A 16921-nucleotide genomic window follows, 5' to 3' on the forward strand; every position below is an offset into this window, starting at 1 on the left:
CCTTATGCTTGACCGGTGAATTTCTTTTCAATTTTTTGCCAGCACTTGGCGTAATCTTTTTGCAAGTGATCCCCTTCAAGTGCGAACTTAGTTGGTGAAATAACATAACGCGATTCGAACATAAAGGCCATGGTGTTTTCGTAGCGTTGTGGTTTAAGGTCGGCATTAGAGGCTTTTTCAAATACGTCTGCTTCTGGGCCATGCGGTGACATACAGTTGTGTAAACTCATGCCGCCTGGGACAAAGCCTTTTTCTTTAGCATCATACACACCTTCAATTAAGCCCATGAATTCACTCATGATATTACGGTGATAATAAGGCGGTCTAAAGGTATTTTCTGCTACCATCCAACGTGGCGGAAACACCACAAAATCAAGATTGGCCACACCCGGCGTGCCGGATGGTGAGGTGAGCACGGTGAAGATAGACGGATCGGGATGGTCGTAACTGACGGTGTTCATGGTACAAAAGCGGCTTAAATCATATTTGTATGGCGCGCTATTTCCTGTCCATGCAACCACATCAAGCGGTGAGTGACCGATATCACAGCGAAATAAATTGCCGTTAAATTTTGCAACAAGCTCAAAGTCACCTTCAAGATCTTCAAAAGCCGCCACAGGGTATTGGAAATCACGATCATTGGCATAACCGTTGGCACCGACAGGGCCACGTTCGGCTAAAACATAAGGATTGCCGTAGTTTTCACAAATATAACCACGAGCCGACTCATCGAGTAATTCTACGCTGAACTTAATACCGCGCGGGATCACCGCGATTTCGCCGGGTTTGATTGCCAGCTTGCCACATTCAGTGTGAAGCACCAAGGCACCAAGCTGAGGCACAAATAAAAGCTCGCCATCGGCATTATAAAAATAGCGCCCTTGCATGGATTGATTAGCCACGTACACATGAATACCGACACCCGCTTGACCTTGGGCACTGCCATTGGCTGCCATGGTTTTTAAGCCATCGATAAAGTCAGTTTTTTCGCTTGGAATAGCAACCGGATCCCAGCGGAACATAGTTGGAGGGGTAACGGCTTCGGTAATGGGGGCAGTGCGAATTAAACCATTATCGATTGCTTGATAATCACCTTGGATCACAGATGGGCGAATACGATAAAACCAATTACGGCGGTTATCAGCACGAGGCGCCGTAAATGCAGTGACATTAAACTGCTCAGCATAGAGGTCGTATTTTACTTTTTGTGGGCTGAACTGGCCGACAGGCAGGGCACCTGATAATGCTTCTGTTTCGAATTCGTTACCAAATCCAGTCATGTAATTAAGTGCGGTCATGGGATTGCTCATCTGTGAGTGTCAAGATGATATGAATATACTCTCACGTGAGAGTATATTCAAGGTTCATAGTGAATATTTTTAAATTATGAGCGGGGCTGTTGATCTTTCGTGATGATTTTTACAGCGAATTGTTGGGTATTTATACAAGGCAGCGCTTTTGTGGTGTAGCGAGCTACACGAAAAAGCAATAACGCAGTAAAAATACCCAACAAACGCTGCCCGAAGGGTTCGGCTAAAAGTGTATTTCTCTTTGTTGAGCAGTATTTGCTTAGAATGACTAGGCTACACACTACTCGCCGCGATAAAAACGCTTTTATCTCGAACAAAATTTAACCACTAAAGATCAACAGCCCCGCATCTAACTTTTTATAAAATTATATTTTTCAATTGCTTAAACTTTAAATTCAGTCACTAATTGACTCAGTTTATGGGACATTGCACTGAGTTCAATACTCGCCTCTTGGGTGTGAGCTGCGCCCACTTCGGTCTGTTTGGCAATGGTGGCGATTTGCAGCATCTCATTGGCGATATCAGAAATTGCCATGGTTTGCTGTTGGCTGGCCGCAGCAATATCGGTGTTGATGTCACTCATTTCGCGCACAGCACGATCGATGTGTTGCAAGGTTACTTCGCCTTGTTCACTGATAGCAATCCCTGCAAGTGCGGCCTGTTGGCTGTGAGTCATTTGGGTGACAGTGTCACTGACGCCTGCTTGTAATTGATGGATAATTGCTTGTATGTCATCGGTTGATTGTTGGGTGCGCATCGCTAAAGAGCGCACTTCATCGGCGACAACCGCAAAACCACGACCTTGTTCACCGGCTCGGGCTGCCTCGATAGCAGCATTGAGCGCCAGCAAATTGGTTTGGTCTGCCACTTGTTTGATCACGTTGAGTACCTCACCAATTTGCTCAGATGAGCTTTGTAATTTTAATACCGTTTGTTGTGCTTGACCCACTGTTCTAGCGACTTGGCGAATCGCTGAGACGTTTTCTTGCAGTTGTGCTAAGCCATCTTGAGTTAATTTGGCACTGCGCTGCGCGGTATTAAGTGCACAATGTGTTTGTTCAAATACTTGTTTGGCTGAATTATCTAAATCAGTGACTTTAATCGAAATAGCTTCGGTTCCCTGATTTTGTTCCGTAATTCCGGTTTGAATTTGGCTGGTGATGCAAGCGAGTTCCTCTGCTTGTGAAGCTAAAGAATGGGTGTTGCCGGTAATTGTTTGCAGCACAGCGCGAAAATGTTGCGTCATGGCATTGAACGCTTTAGCCATCAGGGTGAGCTCATCTTTACCAGCGGTTTTAAGTGCTATCGTGAGATTTTTTTGCTCAGCTATTACCGTCATGGTCTGAGTGAGTTTAGTGAGTGGTTTGATGATATTACGTGCGATTAAATTAGACACAACAATTAATAAAAAGATGTAGAACAAGGCTTCAATTAAAATGGTCATAACACGCTCATTAAACTGTGTTTCGACATCGGCGTAATAAATCCCCGTGCCGATGGCCCAGCCCCAATGATTGAGCTTGTAAATAAACGACGACTTGCGTTCTTGTTCATTCGAGCCCGGTTTTGGCCACTGGTAAGTAACAAAACCAGAGCCACGTTGGTTAGCGACATCAACAAATTGACGAAACGCGCTAGAAATAAACGTTTGGTGATGATGAACCATAGATTGTTCATTGAGTTCAGGTTTAATAGGGTGGGTGACCATGTTGCCATTTTCATCAAATAGAAAAAAATAGCCAGAGTCGCCATAACGGGTTTGAGCGAGTAAATCGCGTACTTTTTGTTGTTTTTTCGGGGTTGATGTATCTGACTGGCGGGCAATTGCATTGATTTGGGATGTGAGCGCTGTCACTAAGTATTGTGCTTTTTGTTGACGCTCATAAATAATACTGTCTTTGAGTTTAAATGCAGCAGAAAGCTGCGTACCGATGATAATAAAACACGCCAGTACAACACTTATTCTAAGCTTGGTTGGGATCAGCATTTTTCCAAGCAGGTGATTAATTTTTATCATATTTTAAGTTACTAGAGATATTTTGACATCGCTGTCATTTTTGAGGTGGGGGTATAGTACCGATATTGATTGTTAAATAAAGTAATATTTATGCAATAAAAGGGATAATCAAAGACTGAAACGCTATATCTTATTGATAACTATTCTCAATTGCTGGGCGGCTGGAATGTGAAATTTTGTAAAAAACCCCTTAAGATGATGCGCTGCGTCGTGGTTTGAGAAAGAGGAGTTTGGCAATTTATCTTGTGAGTGTTAATGTCGCAACATCGTTAAATAGATAAGATCGGATGATGAGTCCTGCTAAAAATGAAATATTAGACTTACAGTCTTTTTTACCTTATCGCTTAAGCCAATTAACCAGTCATGTCAGTGAAACATTCGCCAAAGTGTACCAACAGCAATATCAATTGAGTATCCCTGAATGGCGCATTTTGGTCAATTTGGCACAGCGACCAGCGAGCAATGCTAAAGAGCTCGGAGAGTGTGCGGCGATGGATAAATCAACGGTGTCTCGCACCATTAAAATACTGCAAGACAAGCATTATGTGATTAAGCAACCGGATCCAGTCGATAAGCGTGCCAGTGTACTGAGCCTCAGCGAACAAGGCTGGACACTTTACAAGGAACTCGTGCCGCTCGCTAAAGAGTGGGAAGAGACTTTGCTGGCTGCGCTCACGTCCGAGCAATATGAAGGGTTGATGAATACTATTGAGACACTTGAGCAACGACTCGACGCTTTAAAATAACCGCGATTCAAACGCTGTCCGAGCCAAATTAACCAAAAAATCAACGCGCCTTCGTTTTACACACAAAAAAAGACCTAAGCATGCTTAGGTCTTTTGGTATTTAAATTGCGTATTTAAATTAGAATGTGTAGTTCACACCAATGCGCATTTGCCATAAAGAACCATAGTTCTTCACGTCTTGTTGAGCATTGTTCTTGTTAAAGCCTTCGTAAACAAACTGGTTGTTATCGTTGATGCTAGTTTCAATCATACGATTGCCCACAAATGCACCTTCTTTTAACACACCCCAGTCATCGTTTAACAAGTTACCAACGTTTTTAATGGTGAAGTACGCTTGGCCTTTATGTCCATCCATAAAACCAGGAAGGTCTTGTGAAATACGTACATCAAACTTCACCCACCAATCTGCATTTTGGCTGTTACGGTCAAGTGTTTGGCCACGTGTTAGGCCTTCAGACTCAATCCATGCATTCATGTCATTGATTTCATCTTGGCTCATGTTGTAAACCACTTTAGGGTCATCAACCAGTGGGATGTACACTAACTGACGATTACCATTCCAGTTGTCGTCACCGAAGTTACGGTCACTGCCTTCAAAAGTATATGAGTAAGGGCGGCCTTCACTTGCTTGACCTAATAGGTTAAAGCGGGTGTTGTAACCATCGAAGAACTCATGCTTGTAACCAAGTTGGAACGTGAAACGGTGTGGAACTTCGTAGTTTGATGTTGCAAGGCCTGGATTACCTGGATTGGTGACTGCTAAGTTACCGTAGTTAGAACCTGATGTAGAGCTCGTCATTGGGTTCACGTCTTCTGCATTGGTGTATGCATAAGAGACAGTAAAGTTAATGCCGTTATCGTATTCTTTGCTTAGTGCAGCAGAAAGAACCGTTGATTGACCATCATCGCCTTTCACGTTCGATAAAATGTATTCACCTGAACGGCCATCTTTACGTTGATAAAGCGGGCGACCATCAGGGCCGACATTACCTGAATCTTCAAGTCCGATATCATACACAATTGCACTGTCTTGCTTTTGTGAATGTAATAAATCTAAGGTAATAATATAGTTATCTTCAGTGAAGTAGGTACCACCAATCGCGTATTTCCACTCAGATGGGATCTCGAAGCTGTAATCAATGGCATTAACTGACCCATCACCGCCACCGATTGGGGTATTAGCGATTTCATCGTACATTGATTGTGGTACTTCATAGATAGGTAAACCGCCACCGACCATAGGTGTGTTGAATAAGTCTACCCCACGTTCTTGAAGACCAATTTGTGTGGCACCGTCGTTAGAGTAGGCATTAGATACCCAAACATTCGGGTTACCACCAGAGTAAAGACCAAAGCCACCACGGACTTCTAAGTTTTCAGCAGCCTGCCAGTTGAAACCAAAACGTGGTTGCAATAGGTCAATGCCGTCCATGTTCTTTTGGTTATCAAAATTGTAACGCTGTTCAAACTTTGCGTTGTAGTTTGGTTTGTCATCGCTAGTGAACTTGTCATAACGAAGACCAAAAGTCACACTTAAATCATAATCCATGAAGTTGTATTCATCTTGAAGATAAAAAGTGTGCTGTGCAAAACCAAAGTTCGCCGCTACGTCATCTGGGTTATTAGTACCGGCAGAGTTGTTGTAATAAACACGCGCTGCTTGACCTGCTTCAAAGTCGTCGATTGAATCAAAGCGGAATTCACCTTGAGTATGTTGCATAAACAAGTTGAACACGTTGACTTCTTCAAACTCATAACCACCGGTGATTTCGTGCTCACCTAAGTAGTAAGTACCCGCAACTTTGAAAGTCGTTGTATCATAATCTAAGTCGTTTGATTGACGCGAGTCATCAGGGCCTAAGAATACAGTTTGGCCGTTATGACGAATTTGTACTTCACCGAAGCTGCTTGCTGCATCTAAAGACTCTTGACGCATGTCTACGTCAGACTTACCAATGCGCACTTCAGTTGAAAAGTTATCAGTCCAATCTGAGTACACAGAACCCACAACAGACGTGAACTCTGCACCACGCTCATAGAAGTGGCTGTCGAGTGTGACGGCCCAATCGTCAGATTGTGATAATTTGAAACCATCGTTGTAGTTGTAAACTACACTTGCACGGTGATCGTCATTGATGTTCCAGTCAAGTTTTACAAGTAACTTTTGGTCATCAACTGGCATGCTTGTTGGTGTTGTACCGGCATCGTAGTTGTATTTGTCTTTTGCAATTTGCACAATGCGCGCTAAATCAGCCGTCGAAACAGAGTCATCTGCAGTATTACCTAGTTTCGGATAGTCGAATAACTCAACACCTTCAAGTTCTTCATAGGCGACAAAGATGAATAATTTATCTTCGATTAGCGGTGCGCCAACAGAGAAGCCATAACGTTTTTCAGAGAAATCACCTTGTGGGATGTCTTTGCCTTCAATTTTGTCGCCAGTCATTGAGTCGTTGGTGTAATCGAAGAAAACACGGCCGTGTACTTCATTAGTACCAGACTTAGTAACCGCATTGAAGTTACATGATGTGAAACCACCATAGTTTACATCAAACGGTGCAAGCTCTACGGCTACTTGGTCAATCGCATCGTAAGAAAAAGGAGTACGAACAGTTGGATAACCATTGTCATTTAGACCGAAGTTATCGTTCATGCGCACGCCGTCAAGCGTTAAGCTGTTAAAACGTGGGTTACCACCACCACATTGAATTGCATCATCGCCACGGCTTTCGTCGATGAAAATACGTGGATCGGCACGCACGATATCTTTTAAGTCACGGTTAATCGCTGGAGCGTTTTCTAATTGCTCTAAACCGAAGTTTGCAGAAGGACCCGTACCACCTGCGAATGAGCTGATAGGACGACCAGTAACAACAATTTGCTCGATGTCAGATTTTGCATTCAATGCTACGTTTACAGGGTAAGTGTTACCAAGTGTTAGGTAGACATCTTCAAGCATAGTGTCTTCAAATTTATCTGAATCAACGATGATTTGATATGGACCACCAACGCGCAGACCTTTTGCACTAAATAGACCTGATTCATTGACCACTGCATTCTTAGTAGAGCCTGATGGTACGTGAATGATGGTAATTTTAGTACCCGCTGCAGGGTTGCCGTTAGGGCCAGTAATTTGACCTTTCACTGCAGACGCCGTGTCATTCGCCATGGCTGCGCCACTTACACCTAAACAGGCAGCAACAGCAAGTGTGAGTGCCTTTTTGCGTAGTTGAGTTTTCATCTAGTAGTTTCCCGTGTAACTATAGTTTTAAAAGTTAGCTTTATATTAATTATTAACTTCAGTGTGTTGGTGCGTGCTTAAAGCATTCACCAAAGGTATTGCAGCTGGGTCAAATATGGCATTTAACACACCTGCTAATCTTATTCCGCCCTGTAATAAGCGGGTTTTCATGGTGTTGCTCTGCTCGTACACATAGGCATAAGAAAAGTCACCATCTTCTATTTCGTATAATGTTTGAGCAATGTGGAATGACTCCATAACCCAGTCTTTTGGCTCGCTGTTTAAATATTCAGCAATCAGCTCTTTGTTATTGGTATCGATGAAGTAAGCAAATTCTGAAAATGATAAGTTTTCACCTTCTACTAAATCTCTGTCCCATAAACGGTGCAAGTTGGTATCTTGACCGAAATACTTTACTTTTATTTTGTTACCGCCGTGGTCATGCTTGCGACCCACATGCATTGGCTGGTGGATATCGCCGACTAAATGGGTTAAAAAACGAAAGTAAAAACGTTTTTTATCAAGAGTTGTATCTTCACTTTTAAGTACTGCGATACTTTTCAAAATTGCAGCGTACGCATCCGTTACTTCACCTTTGTGAGCGGTAATGCGGTATTGCTTTGGTTTAAACTCTGCTGCACTACTCATATTGATGTAATGCCATTTGCCTGACTCTTTTTTCCAAAACGTATCAGGGTTAGAGCGCATTTCATCAGCCCAAGTCGTGACTTCTGGTAACTTGTCACCTTCGAGTAAATGACGAATGGCCATTTTGGTGGTGTCAGTCAGATGATTCTCTGCTATCTGACCTACAACGCGGTGACCATTTTGTGCCCAAGCATATGATTTGCTCATCATACTGAAGGTTAAAAATGTCGAAAATATGACAGTCGCGGTAATTTTTATTGTGCTTTTCATGCGCTCATTTATCAAAGTGTTAAGTATTTGTGTGAGGTAAATTGTCCTTATTTGAAATCAAATAGAAAGGACTCAATAGTATTCATAATTACTTGTTAATAAAGCTATAAAAACAAAAGCTTAGCTAATACTGGTAAAATTACCTATTGATATAAGTAAGAATAATTGTTCAAATGGCAATAGGTTTTTAATAAGTTGGTCAAACCAGTGCGCTTTTATACTTTTTCAATCTCAAAAATTACAATTGTTACATTTTTGTTTCTATCAATAATAAGTGTTTTTTTTATTTCTGCACGGTTCAATAGCACAAATATCAATCCGATCCCTGTGCTACTCAATGTGTCGACTGTATGCAAAGTCAAAGAGGCTGGAATTAAAGATACCTTAGTGGTGTATGTTCCCTCTGAAGAGTTGGCAAATCAGATTGCAGACAAACTTTGTTTAAACGATGTGGTGGGACGCCAGTTTGGTGAAGTCGAAGTGTTTTGGGGCTACAAGCTCAGTGATTCAATCGAGTTTTTGGGTAAAGGCTTTGCTGATCTGATCTTAGCTAAAGAAAACATTGTCGAGGCTTTTATGGTTGAATCTACTTACAACTATCAGGCTGTGCTTGGTTACCCCAGTTATCGCGCCTTTTTTATCTCACTGAAAGAAAAGCCACGTCTTGATAAAGCTTACTTTTTAGATAAACGCATTGGTTTGCTTGAATACCCAACCAGCCGCTCGGGGCATATTTTACCTAAAGCACAGTTGAAAAAGCTTGATTTAAACATAGAAAACTTAGATGTCCGTTATGCAAATTCTCATGATGCGCTGCGAGCGTTGCTGGCTTCAGGAGAAGTGGACTTGATTTCTTCCTATTGGAAAGAAGATGATCAAGAGCGTTTTTCGCATAATTACGTTACGCCAATCAGTGATAACATCAGTGGCAGTAAATGGTATTTAAAAATGGAGCAGCGCAATACGGATTTATATTGTGCGGTGCAAAAAACGCTCTTGAGTTTAGCGCAGCAGCAGATGTCGAGTTATTTCCATCAAGCTGAAAAATACTTAGTGTGCGGTGACAATGGTTCGTTATTGGAGATGTCTGATGAACAATAAAGCTAAGTTTTTAATCGCTTTTGTGTGTTTTTATTTGCCTTTACAACTGAGTTATAGCGCCGGTGCCGTGTGGGATTATCAACAACGTGAGCAATCAGCGTTGGAACAGGTCAAGAATCGCATTGCGTTGGATTTACCCCGTTTATCATTGCCTAATGAACGCTTCCATATTATGGGCAATCCCGAAGCGATTGTCGCATATCTGACCGAGCTGAATATCTATTTGGCTGAACATGACTTTGGTCTGCGTGTTACGCAGTTACAAAAAGTGACAGGGAAAGCACCCGGCTCAGCAATGATAGCGTCTCATACGTTTCACTTAGTGACGCCCGATAACCATGTTATTGGCCAAGTTGTGTTTGAGCCGCTTGCAATCAGTGCGCATATGTCTCTTTGGCCCATATTGATTGCAGGTTTGTTACTGTGGTTGAGCCGACAACACGTTATGCGTTGGCGCGCGCCCGATCACGAGAGTCACTCAGTGATAGAGCCGGTGATCCCTTTGGTGCTGCAACTCAATTTAAAAGATAAAACCTTAGTGAACAGTATTACTGAACAAGCGGTGCCGCTGGCAAACAAACCACTGTGTTTTTACATCGCTTTACTTGAATATTGCTTAAATAACAAAGATGTGACGCTAAATCAAAATAAAGATGTGCCTATCGAGTTAGTCGAATTAGCCAATAAATATTTTTATCGTTTAGTTGAACTTGGCCACACGGTCAGAAAGCGGCCAAATTTTACCAATAGTTTAGAAAAAACCTTAAGTGAGATTAGAGCCGCTTTGGATGAAGTGTTGGCTGAAAACCCTGAAGAAAAAGAGCTGTATTATCCGCCAAAAGCGCATGGGGAAGGCTCTCGCTCTAAGCTTCATCACTATGGGTTAAATAAAGTACTTGAAGAGCATTTTGAAATAATCGGGCGCTAAGCGCGGCGGTAAAATAAATAAGGGGCATGATGCCCCTTATAAAGTTAGAATCTACAGTGAATGATTATTGATACTGGATTTCACCTTGCGGTGCGTAATCGGCAGCATTAACCCGTTGATGTTTAATAAAAAAGTGCTTTAACACTTCCGCATCTGTAGTGTCAGTGGCAACAAAACCTGGGTGTTGTTTCAAACTAGGGTAACCATCGCCACCGGCTGCATTATAGCTGTTGATGCTAAAACGGTAGGTTTTATTCACATCAAGGGGTTGCCCTTGAATACGAATATTCTCTGCTTTGCCTTGTATGAGCGTGAGCTCTACACCGTAAAACTGGCAATAAGCACCAGAATCTGGCGGAAAACTCGCTATGGTACTTAAGTAATCAGCCACTTCATCACCTTTCATATCGACGTAGGTAATACGGTTTTTGAACGGATGAACAGAGAGTATATCTTTGTAGCTGACTTCGCCGGGTTTGATTGAACTTCTAATCCCACCCCCGCTAATGATGCCAAAATCGCCTTTTACACGTTCCATCTGCGCTGCGGCAATTAATCGCCCAAGATTAGTTTGCTCAAAGCGCGCAAATTTACGCTCACCTTCTAATCGCCCATCGAGCTTGGCAACGGCAACAGAAAGCTGCTTGTCGCCTTTATCTTGATACGGTTGTAAAAAAGCCAACATCTGTGGATCTTTTGCAATCTCTGGTTGAGCGAGCGCTTTGCTTGTTGAACCATCGGCATGGCGTGTTTCACGCTGCATATTCACCGGAATAAGTTCATAGCTCATCAGTGTTAGTTGATCATTTTGGTATTCAAATTCAGCTTTACCGACATATTTTCCCCACTCATGGGCTTGGACAATCCAAGTACCATTTTGTTGATCAGGTTGGCAGGCATCACCTGGTTGGAAATCACTTTTTGCAACGTTAGCGGCTTCCATACAAATGGGTTCTTGAGAGTGACCGCCAACAATAATATCGAGCATACCAGCAGGTAAATTACGGGCTAAGGTGACATCGCCAGGGGCATTAATACCATGATTAGCATCAATATAATGGCCCATATGTGTCACAGCAATGGTGATATCTGGCTGTGTGGTATTGGTTAATGTATCGATGACTTGCGCAGTAACGCGACTAGGCTCAGCAAACTCTAAATGACCAATAAATTCAGGGTTGCCAATTTTTGATGTGTCTGTTGTGGTTAAACCAATTACCGCAATGGTTAAACCTTGTTTTTCAAATATTTCATAGGGTTGAAAAGCATGTTCGCCAGTGGATTTTTGAAAAATATTGGCCGATAAAAAAGGAAAGTTAGACCAGGCTTGTTGTTTGGCGAGTATATCCAAAGCGTTATCAAATTCATGATTGCCCAGTGCCATGGCATCGTAACCCAGTAAAGACATGCCTTTAAAGTCAGGCTCTGCAAACTGCATATCAGATTCTGGAACGCCGGTGTTGATGTCGCCTCCTGATAGCAAGAGCACCGCGTGACCTTGTTGCTCGGCTTGTGATCTTAACTGATCAATTAAGGTTTTACGGGCAGCCATGCCGTATTCACCCTCTTCGTTATGCCAAAAACGGCCATGGTTATCGTTGGTATGTAAAAGCGTGAAGCGTTTAACTGACTCAGAAGAGGCACTTGTTGGCAAACCTGAGTCATTGGCGCAGCTGACTAAGCCAAGCAATGATGCCGTAAATACAAATAAAGGCAGGCGAGTATGTAACATTGTAAAACCTATTGTTATTAAAACGACTATTAGGTATTGCAAACCTGATAGCTTTACGTTGGTAATAGCAATGTTACTGCAGTTTGTATGTGTATGTTATGACACTGGGCTGAAATAGCTTTACTTGAAAAAAGTAAATTTACTCAATACAAGCGTTATTTGTTTTAAGCACTTGGTGGCGCCGAGTTAACTCATTTTTTGCCAGTGTTGCATGTTTGTGTTGATTGGCGATCATCCAATTTAAAAATGAAACGGGTAACTGGCTGTAGTGTTGGCCTTTATGTAAACCAAATTCACAAATGGGGGTTGTTGTCATTATTGGCTCCTATTAGTGTTATTTTTGAGCGAGCTAAAGCCTAAACAATGCCATTACAGAAATAAAGGGAAGATAGAAATTGTTTAATCTGTTACGTAAAGGTTAAGTTACATCAATAAAATGCAACATTGTTTTGTTATTAAGTGTAATCACGCTAGTTATTTTGAATCTAAGTCGGTATTCTGCAAAAAAACAACGATATTTTTTAGTTTAGGGACCGATTTACTGATGCGTTTACCTCATACATTACTTGCCAGTGCACTATTAACCGGCGCTGTTTACAGTGCCACAGCTCACGCGACCTTGGTGGAACTGAACACTAACCAGGGTAATATTAAGCTTCATTTATTTGATGAAACCACACCTGCGACAGTCGCGAACTTTTTGAATTATGCTAATAAAGGTAGCTATGATGATACAGTGATCCACCGCGCAATTACTGGTTTTGTGATGCAAGGAGGCGGGTTCACTTTTGAAGATAAGTTGCCATTAACGCCTGTTGCCACCGATCCTGCGGTGACGAATGAACCTAAGCATTCAAACGTCAAAGGCACCATCGCTATGGCTAAACAAGCGAATAATCCAAATAGTGCGACAAACCAATGGTTTATTAATTTAACAGATAATAATGACCCTAATAACTCATTGAACCTTGATCAACAAAATGGTGGTTTCACTGTTTTTGGTCAAGTTGTAGCTGCGGATATGGCTGTTGTAGAAAGTATTATGAATCTAACAATTTGTGATTCTTCACAACTTTTAAACTTTTCGTCACCATCACCATTAATCAATTACACCAGCATACAATGTAGTGATAATACTGATATTGCGGAGGAAAACCTAGTTAAAGTAATGAGTGTCACCGTACTCGATGATGATCCAGCCAGCGCCACAAATGCGGGTATCACGCCGGTTGAAAATACCTTGATTAAAGCTGAGCCCACAAAGCCAAGCTCTTCTTCTGGTTCGGGCAGTTTTGGCATGTGGTTGATGGGGGCGCTGGGCTTAGTGGCATTACGTCGTTTTAAATAAGTATGAATCTGCAGAGCGCATGCGCTCTGCATAGTTTACTTGGAAGGACTAGCGCAACATTAATTGCACTGCCATGCCAATCCACCACACCAGTAAAACAAACGCACCAAATACGAAACTCTTATAGCGTTTTACTACATCGTTGTGCCCTAGATGGATGACACTGTGGATAATACGACTGATAACAAATACACTCGCACATCCGACAGAAAACCAACCAGTTAAATTCAACTGTAAACATATCAGAATGGCAACGTAGAACAACACAGGTAATTCAAACTGAGTTAAAAAATTTCGCCCTGCGGCAATAACAGGTTCAGGTGCACTTTCAAGAGACATGGTTTTGAATGCACTGAGCTCAATTTGTTTGTTTTTAGCGGCAGCAAAGCGACGCCTTCCCATAATGAACATCACCACAAACGTCAGCAATACTTGAGTTAATACGGCTAGAAATAACCATTTTTCCATTATTTATCTCGCTTTTTATTGTTATTAAAAAATGTAGGTAAGCCCTATAGTACAGTCTTTAAGCTGTTGAAGCTAAGTTTTAACCGTTATTCACAAACTGTTACAAACAAGCAAAATAAACCGTAGGCAAATAAGTGCGCCTTTTTTATGATGACCACATCCATGTCACACTCTCTTTATTCAGGAACTCAACATGAAAAAAATGCTAACCCTTAGCGCCATTGCACTGGCTGTTTTAGCTGGATGCAACTCAACACCGACACAACAGTCTGTAAAGGCTTCACTCGTACCCGATACTTTGGTGGTCAGCCCTAATGATAAGCGAGCTTATCAAACACTAAAATTAGCCAATGAGATTGAAATTATCTTAGTGTCAGATCCTTCAGTTGAAAAATCAGCGGCGGCACTGAGTGTGGGTGTCGGTCTTTTACATGATCCGATGACGCAACAAGGCATGGCGCATTACCTTGAGCATATGCTGTTTTTAGGCACAGAACGTTATCCAGATACCAAAGAGTATTCTGAATTTATGACTAAAAACGGTGGCGCTCATAACGCTTACACTTGGCTTGATATCACTAACTACATGTTTAAAGTGAACAATGATGCCTACGACAATGCACTCGATCGTTTTGCTGATTTTTTCAAAGCACCAAAATTGTATCCTGAATACACTGATAAAGAAAAAAACGCAGTGAATGCAGAATGGTCAATGCGCCGCGAAATGGATTTTTTTGGTCAGTTTAAACTCAGTCGTAACTTAATGGGCGACCATCCTGCAAATCGTTTCTTAATTGGTAATTTAGAAACCTTAGGTGATAAAGAAAACAGCAGCTTGCATCAAGAAACAGTTGATTTTTACAATCAATATTATTCATCGAATATCATGAAAGTAGCGATGATTTCTAACTTGCCGCTGGCTGAAATGGAAACCTTAGCTAAAAAATATTTTTCCGACATCGAAAATAAAAAAATAGAAAAACCGACGGTTACCCAAACGCTTGATTTAAGCAAAGTTGCTGGCAAACGAGTTTTTTACAAGCCTAATGAAGATGTAAAACAGTTAAAACTCGATTTTACCATCGAAAACAATCAGGCCGATTATGCAGTTAAACCAAACCGTTTTATCGCTTATTTATTGAGCTCAGAAATGCCTGGTACACCGGCGCAAATTTTGCGTGACAAAGGCTGGGTATCACAACTGACCTCAAGTGCTGCTCCCGATATGTATGGTAACTACGGAAGCCTGTCAATTGATTTGGAGTTAACCGATCAAGGGATGGCGAATCGCGATGAAATCGTGGCGATTGTGATGCAATACATTGAGTTAATTCGCACTCAAGGTATCGACGATAAATATTTTGATGAAATTCGCACCTCGTTAAACAATCAGTTCACCTTTTTGGAAAAAGGGGATGAGTTTGGTTATGTCTCAAACTTAGCTGATAGCATGCAAAAATACCCGCTGAATAATGTAATCAATGCTGGATATTATTATGCCAAGTTTGATGCACAAGCGGTGACTGAGGTCTTAAATCAGCTCACTCCTGCAGCGTTAAAAATTTGGTATATCAGCCAGCAAGAGCAAACCGATAGCCAACTGCATTTTTATGATGGTGAGTATCGCTTAGCTGACCTAACCGCGGATGAAATTACGTCTTGGCAGCAACCTGCAAAAGTTGCGATGAATCTTCCAGCCGTCAACCGTATGTTGCCAGAAGATTTTGCCATTAAAACGTTGCCAGGTGCTGCCACTACACCTGAGGTTGTATTTGATCAATCGGGCGTCAAAATCTGGCAAGTTGCCAGTGAGCAGTTTGCGCATCAACCTAAAGGTTTACTGAAAGTCTACCTTAACAGTGATTTAGCGGACTCGGGCGCTAAAGCTCAAGTGTTGTACTCAATTTGGGCTGATTTATACAATTTACAGCAAAGTGCCCTTAGCACCGAAGCCAGCATTGCGGGAATGAATTTAGGGCTTTCTGCCTCAAATGGGTTAGTACTGACTATTAATGGTTTTACCGATAAGCAAAGTGAGCTACTGACACAAGGTTTAGCGGCATTGAATGTAGCCGTCGATCAGCAAGGCTTCGCCCAAGCGATTGACCGTTTTAGTCGTTCTGTCGCAAATCAAGGAAAACAATTCCCGTTTTATCAGGCGTTTGATGAGTTTAATAACCTTATCTCGAATAACAGCTATTCGAACGAAGTGTTGATCAGTACAGCGCAATCACTGACGGTCGCAGATTTAAATGCGTTTATTAACCAAACATTTAAGCGTAATCAAATCCGTAGTTTTGTTTTTGGTAATTATGATCAACAGGATGTCAGCCGTATTGCCAAGCAGTTACAAGCGTTACTTCCTGCTGGGCATCAGATCTCGGCTTATAGCAAAGATACAGCATGGCTCCCGCGCACAGGTGAAGTGTATGTCGTTAAAAAAGACATTGATGTCGCTGATGTGGCGATTGTTGATGTGGTGATCCACCCGCAAGCGGGATACAAACAAAAAGCCCGAGCGAGAATTTTACAAAGCCACTTTAGAACCGTTGCATTTGATAAATTACGTACCGAAGAGCAACTTGCTTATGCTGTTGGTGGTTTTGCTCGCCCAATTGATGAGTTTGCAGGTTTAGGGTTGTATATTCAAACCCCAGTCAAAGGGCCAAAGGACATGCAAGCACGGTTTGATGCCTTTAAAACTGAGTATGTTGCAGAGCTTAATAAAGTCACACAAGAAACCTTTGAGCAGCTTAAAAACGCGACATTAGTGGGTTTAAAAGAACAACCGAAAAATCTTGGCGATGAGCTATCGCCATTATTAGGTGATTGGTATCGTGAAAACTTTGCTTTTGATAGCCGTGCGCAATTGATTGCTGAAGTTGAAAAAGTGACCTTAGAGGACATTAAGACGTTTTATAAGGAAACCATGGGCAACAGTGAAGCTGCGCGTATCAATGTGCAAATGCGTGGAACTAAGTTTAAAGAAACCGACTTTGCTACGATTAAAGGGGCGGTTGAAATAAAAGATTTAGCTGAGCTTAAACAACACATGAGATATCAGCAATAAATTTTTAGCGCTGATGCATTCATTGCAATAGAGCTTTGCAGA

12 protein-coding genes are annotated in these 16921 nt (G+C 41.9%); 5 read left to right on the forward strand and 7 right to left on the reverse strand.

Annotation, left to right across the window (positions count from 1 at the left end; all coding sequences use genetic code 11):
• Positions 1–2 precede the first annotated feature (2 nt).
• Together hmgA and PULV_RS20430 are read right to left on the reverse strand one after the other, a co-directional pair.
• Positions 3–1298 (reverse strand): homogentisate 1,2-dioxygenase, encoded by a 1296-nt coding sequence (gene hmgA, locus PULV_RS20425; RefSeq protein ID WP_193332506.1) that lies wholly within the window; start codon positions 1296–1298, stop codon positions 3–5.
• A gap of 394 nt (positions 1299–1692) precedes the next feature.
• Complete coding sequence (locus PULV_RS20430; protein ID WP_193332507.1) at positions 1693–3327, reverse strand: methyl-accepting chemotaxis protein; 1635 nt, start codon at positions 3325–3327, stop codon at positions 1693–1695.
• A 290-nt stretch (positions 3328–3617) separates the two neighbouring features.
• Here PULV_RS20430 and PULV_RS20435 point away from each other — a divergent pair, with 290 nt between their 5' ends.
• Positions 3618–4073 carry a MarR family winged helix-turn-helix transcriptional regulator gene (locus PULV_RS20435; protein ID WP_193332508.1) on the forward strand — a complete coding sequence of 152 codons (456 nt, stop codon included), beginning with the start codon at positions 3618–3620 and terminating at the stop codon, positions 4071–4073.
• Positions 4074–4191: 118 nt separating this feature from the next.
• Here PULV_RS20435 and PULV_RS20440 read toward each other — a convergent pair whose 3' ends face one another.
• Positions 4192–7314: an outer membrane beta-barrel protein gene (locus PULV_RS20440; protein WP_193332509.1), complete on the reverse strand. Its 3123-nt coding sequence runs from the start codon at positions 7312–7314 to the stop codon at positions 4192–4194.
• Positions 7315–7359: 45 nt separating this feature from the next.
• Complete coding sequence (locus tag PULV_RS20445) at positions 7360–8232, reverse strand: S1/P1 nuclease (RefSeq protein ID WP_193332510.1); 873 nt, start codon at positions 8230–8232, stop codon at positions 7360–7362.
• Between the two features lie 339 nt (positions 8233–8571).
• Here PULV_RS20445 and PULV_RS20450 point away from each other — a divergent pair, with 339 nt between their 5' ends.
• Together PULV_RS20450 and PULV_RS20455 are read left to right on the forward strand one after the other, a co-directional pair.
• On the forward strand, positions 8572–9333 hold the full coding sequence (locus PULV_RS20450; RefSeq protein WP_227009446.1) for a type 2 periplasmic-binding domain-containing protein: 762 nt from the start codon (positions 8572–8574) through the stop codon (positions 9331–9333).
• Entirely contained in the window at positions 9323–10261 is a 939-nt protein-coding gene (locus tag PULV_RS20455; protein ID WP_193332511.1) for a hypothetical protein, read from the forward strand. Before PULV_RS20450 ends, PULV_RS20455 begins: the two co-directional genes overlap by 11 nt.
• A 64-nt stretch (positions 10262–10325) precedes the next feature.
• Here PULV_RS20455 and ushA read toward each other — a convergent pair whose 3' ends face one another.
• Both ushA and PULV_RS20465 read right to left on the reverse strand, forming a co-directional pair.
• Positions 10326–11993 (reverse strand): bifunctional UDP-sugar hydrolase/5'-nucleotidase UshA, encoded by a 1668-nt coding sequence (gene ushA, locus PULV_RS20460; RefSeq protein ID WP_193332512.1) that lies wholly within the window; start codon positions 11991–11993, stop codon positions 10326–10328.
• A 139-nt stretch (positions 11994–12132) separates the two neighbouring features.
• Positions 12133–12309 carry a hypothetical protein gene (locus PULV_RS20465; protein WP_176365089.1) on the reverse strand — a complete coding sequence of 59 codons (177 nt, stop codon included), beginning with the start codon at positions 12307–12309 and terminating at the stop codon, positions 12133–12135.
• A gap of 228 nt (positions 12310–12537) precedes the next feature.
• On the opposite strand from PULV_RS20465, the gene PULV_RS20470 reads away from it, so the two are divergent.
• Entirely contained in the window at positions 12538–13341 is an 804-nt protein-coding gene (locus tag PULV_RS20470; protein WP_193332513.1) for a peptidylprolyl isomerase, read from the forward strand.
• A gap of 48 nt (positions 13342–13389) precedes the next feature.
• Here the strand turns inward: PULV_RS20470 and PULV_RS20475 are convergent, their stop codons facing one another.
• Positions 13390–13809, reverse strand: a complete 420-nt coding sequence (locus PULV_RS20475; RefSeq protein ID WP_193332514.1) for an MAPEG family protein — start codon at positions 13807–13809, stop codon at positions 13390–13392.
• Between the two features lie 193 nt (positions 13810–14002).
• On the opposite strand from PULV_RS20475, the gene PULV_RS20480 reads away from it, so the two are divergent.
• Positions 14003–16879, forward strand: coding sequence for an insulinase family protein (locus PULV_RS20480; protein WP_193332515.1), 2877 nt, complete (start codon positions 14003–14005; stop codon positions 16877–16879).
• The last annotated feature ends 42 nt before the right edge of the window (positions 16880–16921 follow it).

The sequence above is a fragment of the Pseudoalteromonas ulvae UL12 genome (assembly GCF_014925405.1).
GTDB lineage: Bacteria > Pseudomonadota > Gammaproteobacteria > Enterobacterales > Alteromonadaceae > Pseudoalteromonas > Pseudoalteromonas ulvae.

Bases quoted from the DNA above. Each gene is read 5' to 3' on its own strand.
- PULV_RS20475 (WP_193332514.1), bottom strand. From the start codon at position 13,809: ATGGAAAAATGGTTATTTCTAGCCGTATTAACTCAAGTATTGCTGACG.
- PULV_RS20455 (WP_193332511.1), top strand. From the start codon at position 9,323: ATGAACAATAAAGCTAAGTTTTTAATCGCTTTTGTGTGTTTTTATTTG.
- ushA (WP_193332512.1), bottom strand. From the start codon at position 11,993: ATGTTACATACTCGCCTGCCTTTATTTGTATTTACGGCATCATTGCTT.
- PULV_RS20430 (WP_193332507.1), bottom strand. From the start codon at position 3,327: ATGATAAAAATTAATCACCTGCTTGGAAAAATGCTGATCCCAACCAAG.
- PULV_RS20435 (WP_193332508.1), top strand. From the start codon at position 3,618: ATGAGTCCTGCTAAAAATGAAATATTAGACTTACAGTCTTTTTTACCT.
- PULV_RS20445 (WP_193332510.1), bottom strand. From the start codon at position 8,232: ATGAAAAGCACAATAAAAATTACCGCGACTGTCATATTTTCGACATTT.
- hmgA (WP_193332506.1), bottom strand. From the start codon at position 1,298: ATGACCGCACTTAATTACATGACTGGATTTGGTAACGAATTCGAAACA.
- PULV_RS20470 (WP_193332513.1), top strand. From the start codon at position 12,538: ATGCGTTTACCTCATACATTACTTGCCAGTGCACTATTAACCGGCGCT.
- PULV_RS20440 (WP_193332509.1), bottom strand. From the start codon at position 7,314: ATGAAAACTCAACTACGCAAAAAGGCACTCACACTTGCTGTTGCTGCC.
- PULV_RS20465 (WP_176365089.1), bottom strand. From the start codon at position 12,309: ATGACAACAACCCCCATTTGTGAATTTGGTTTACATAAAGGCCAACAC.
- PULV_RS20480 (WP_193332515.1), top strand. From the start codon at position 14,003: ATGAAAAAAATGCTAACCCTTAGCGCCATTGCACTGGCTGTTTTAGCT.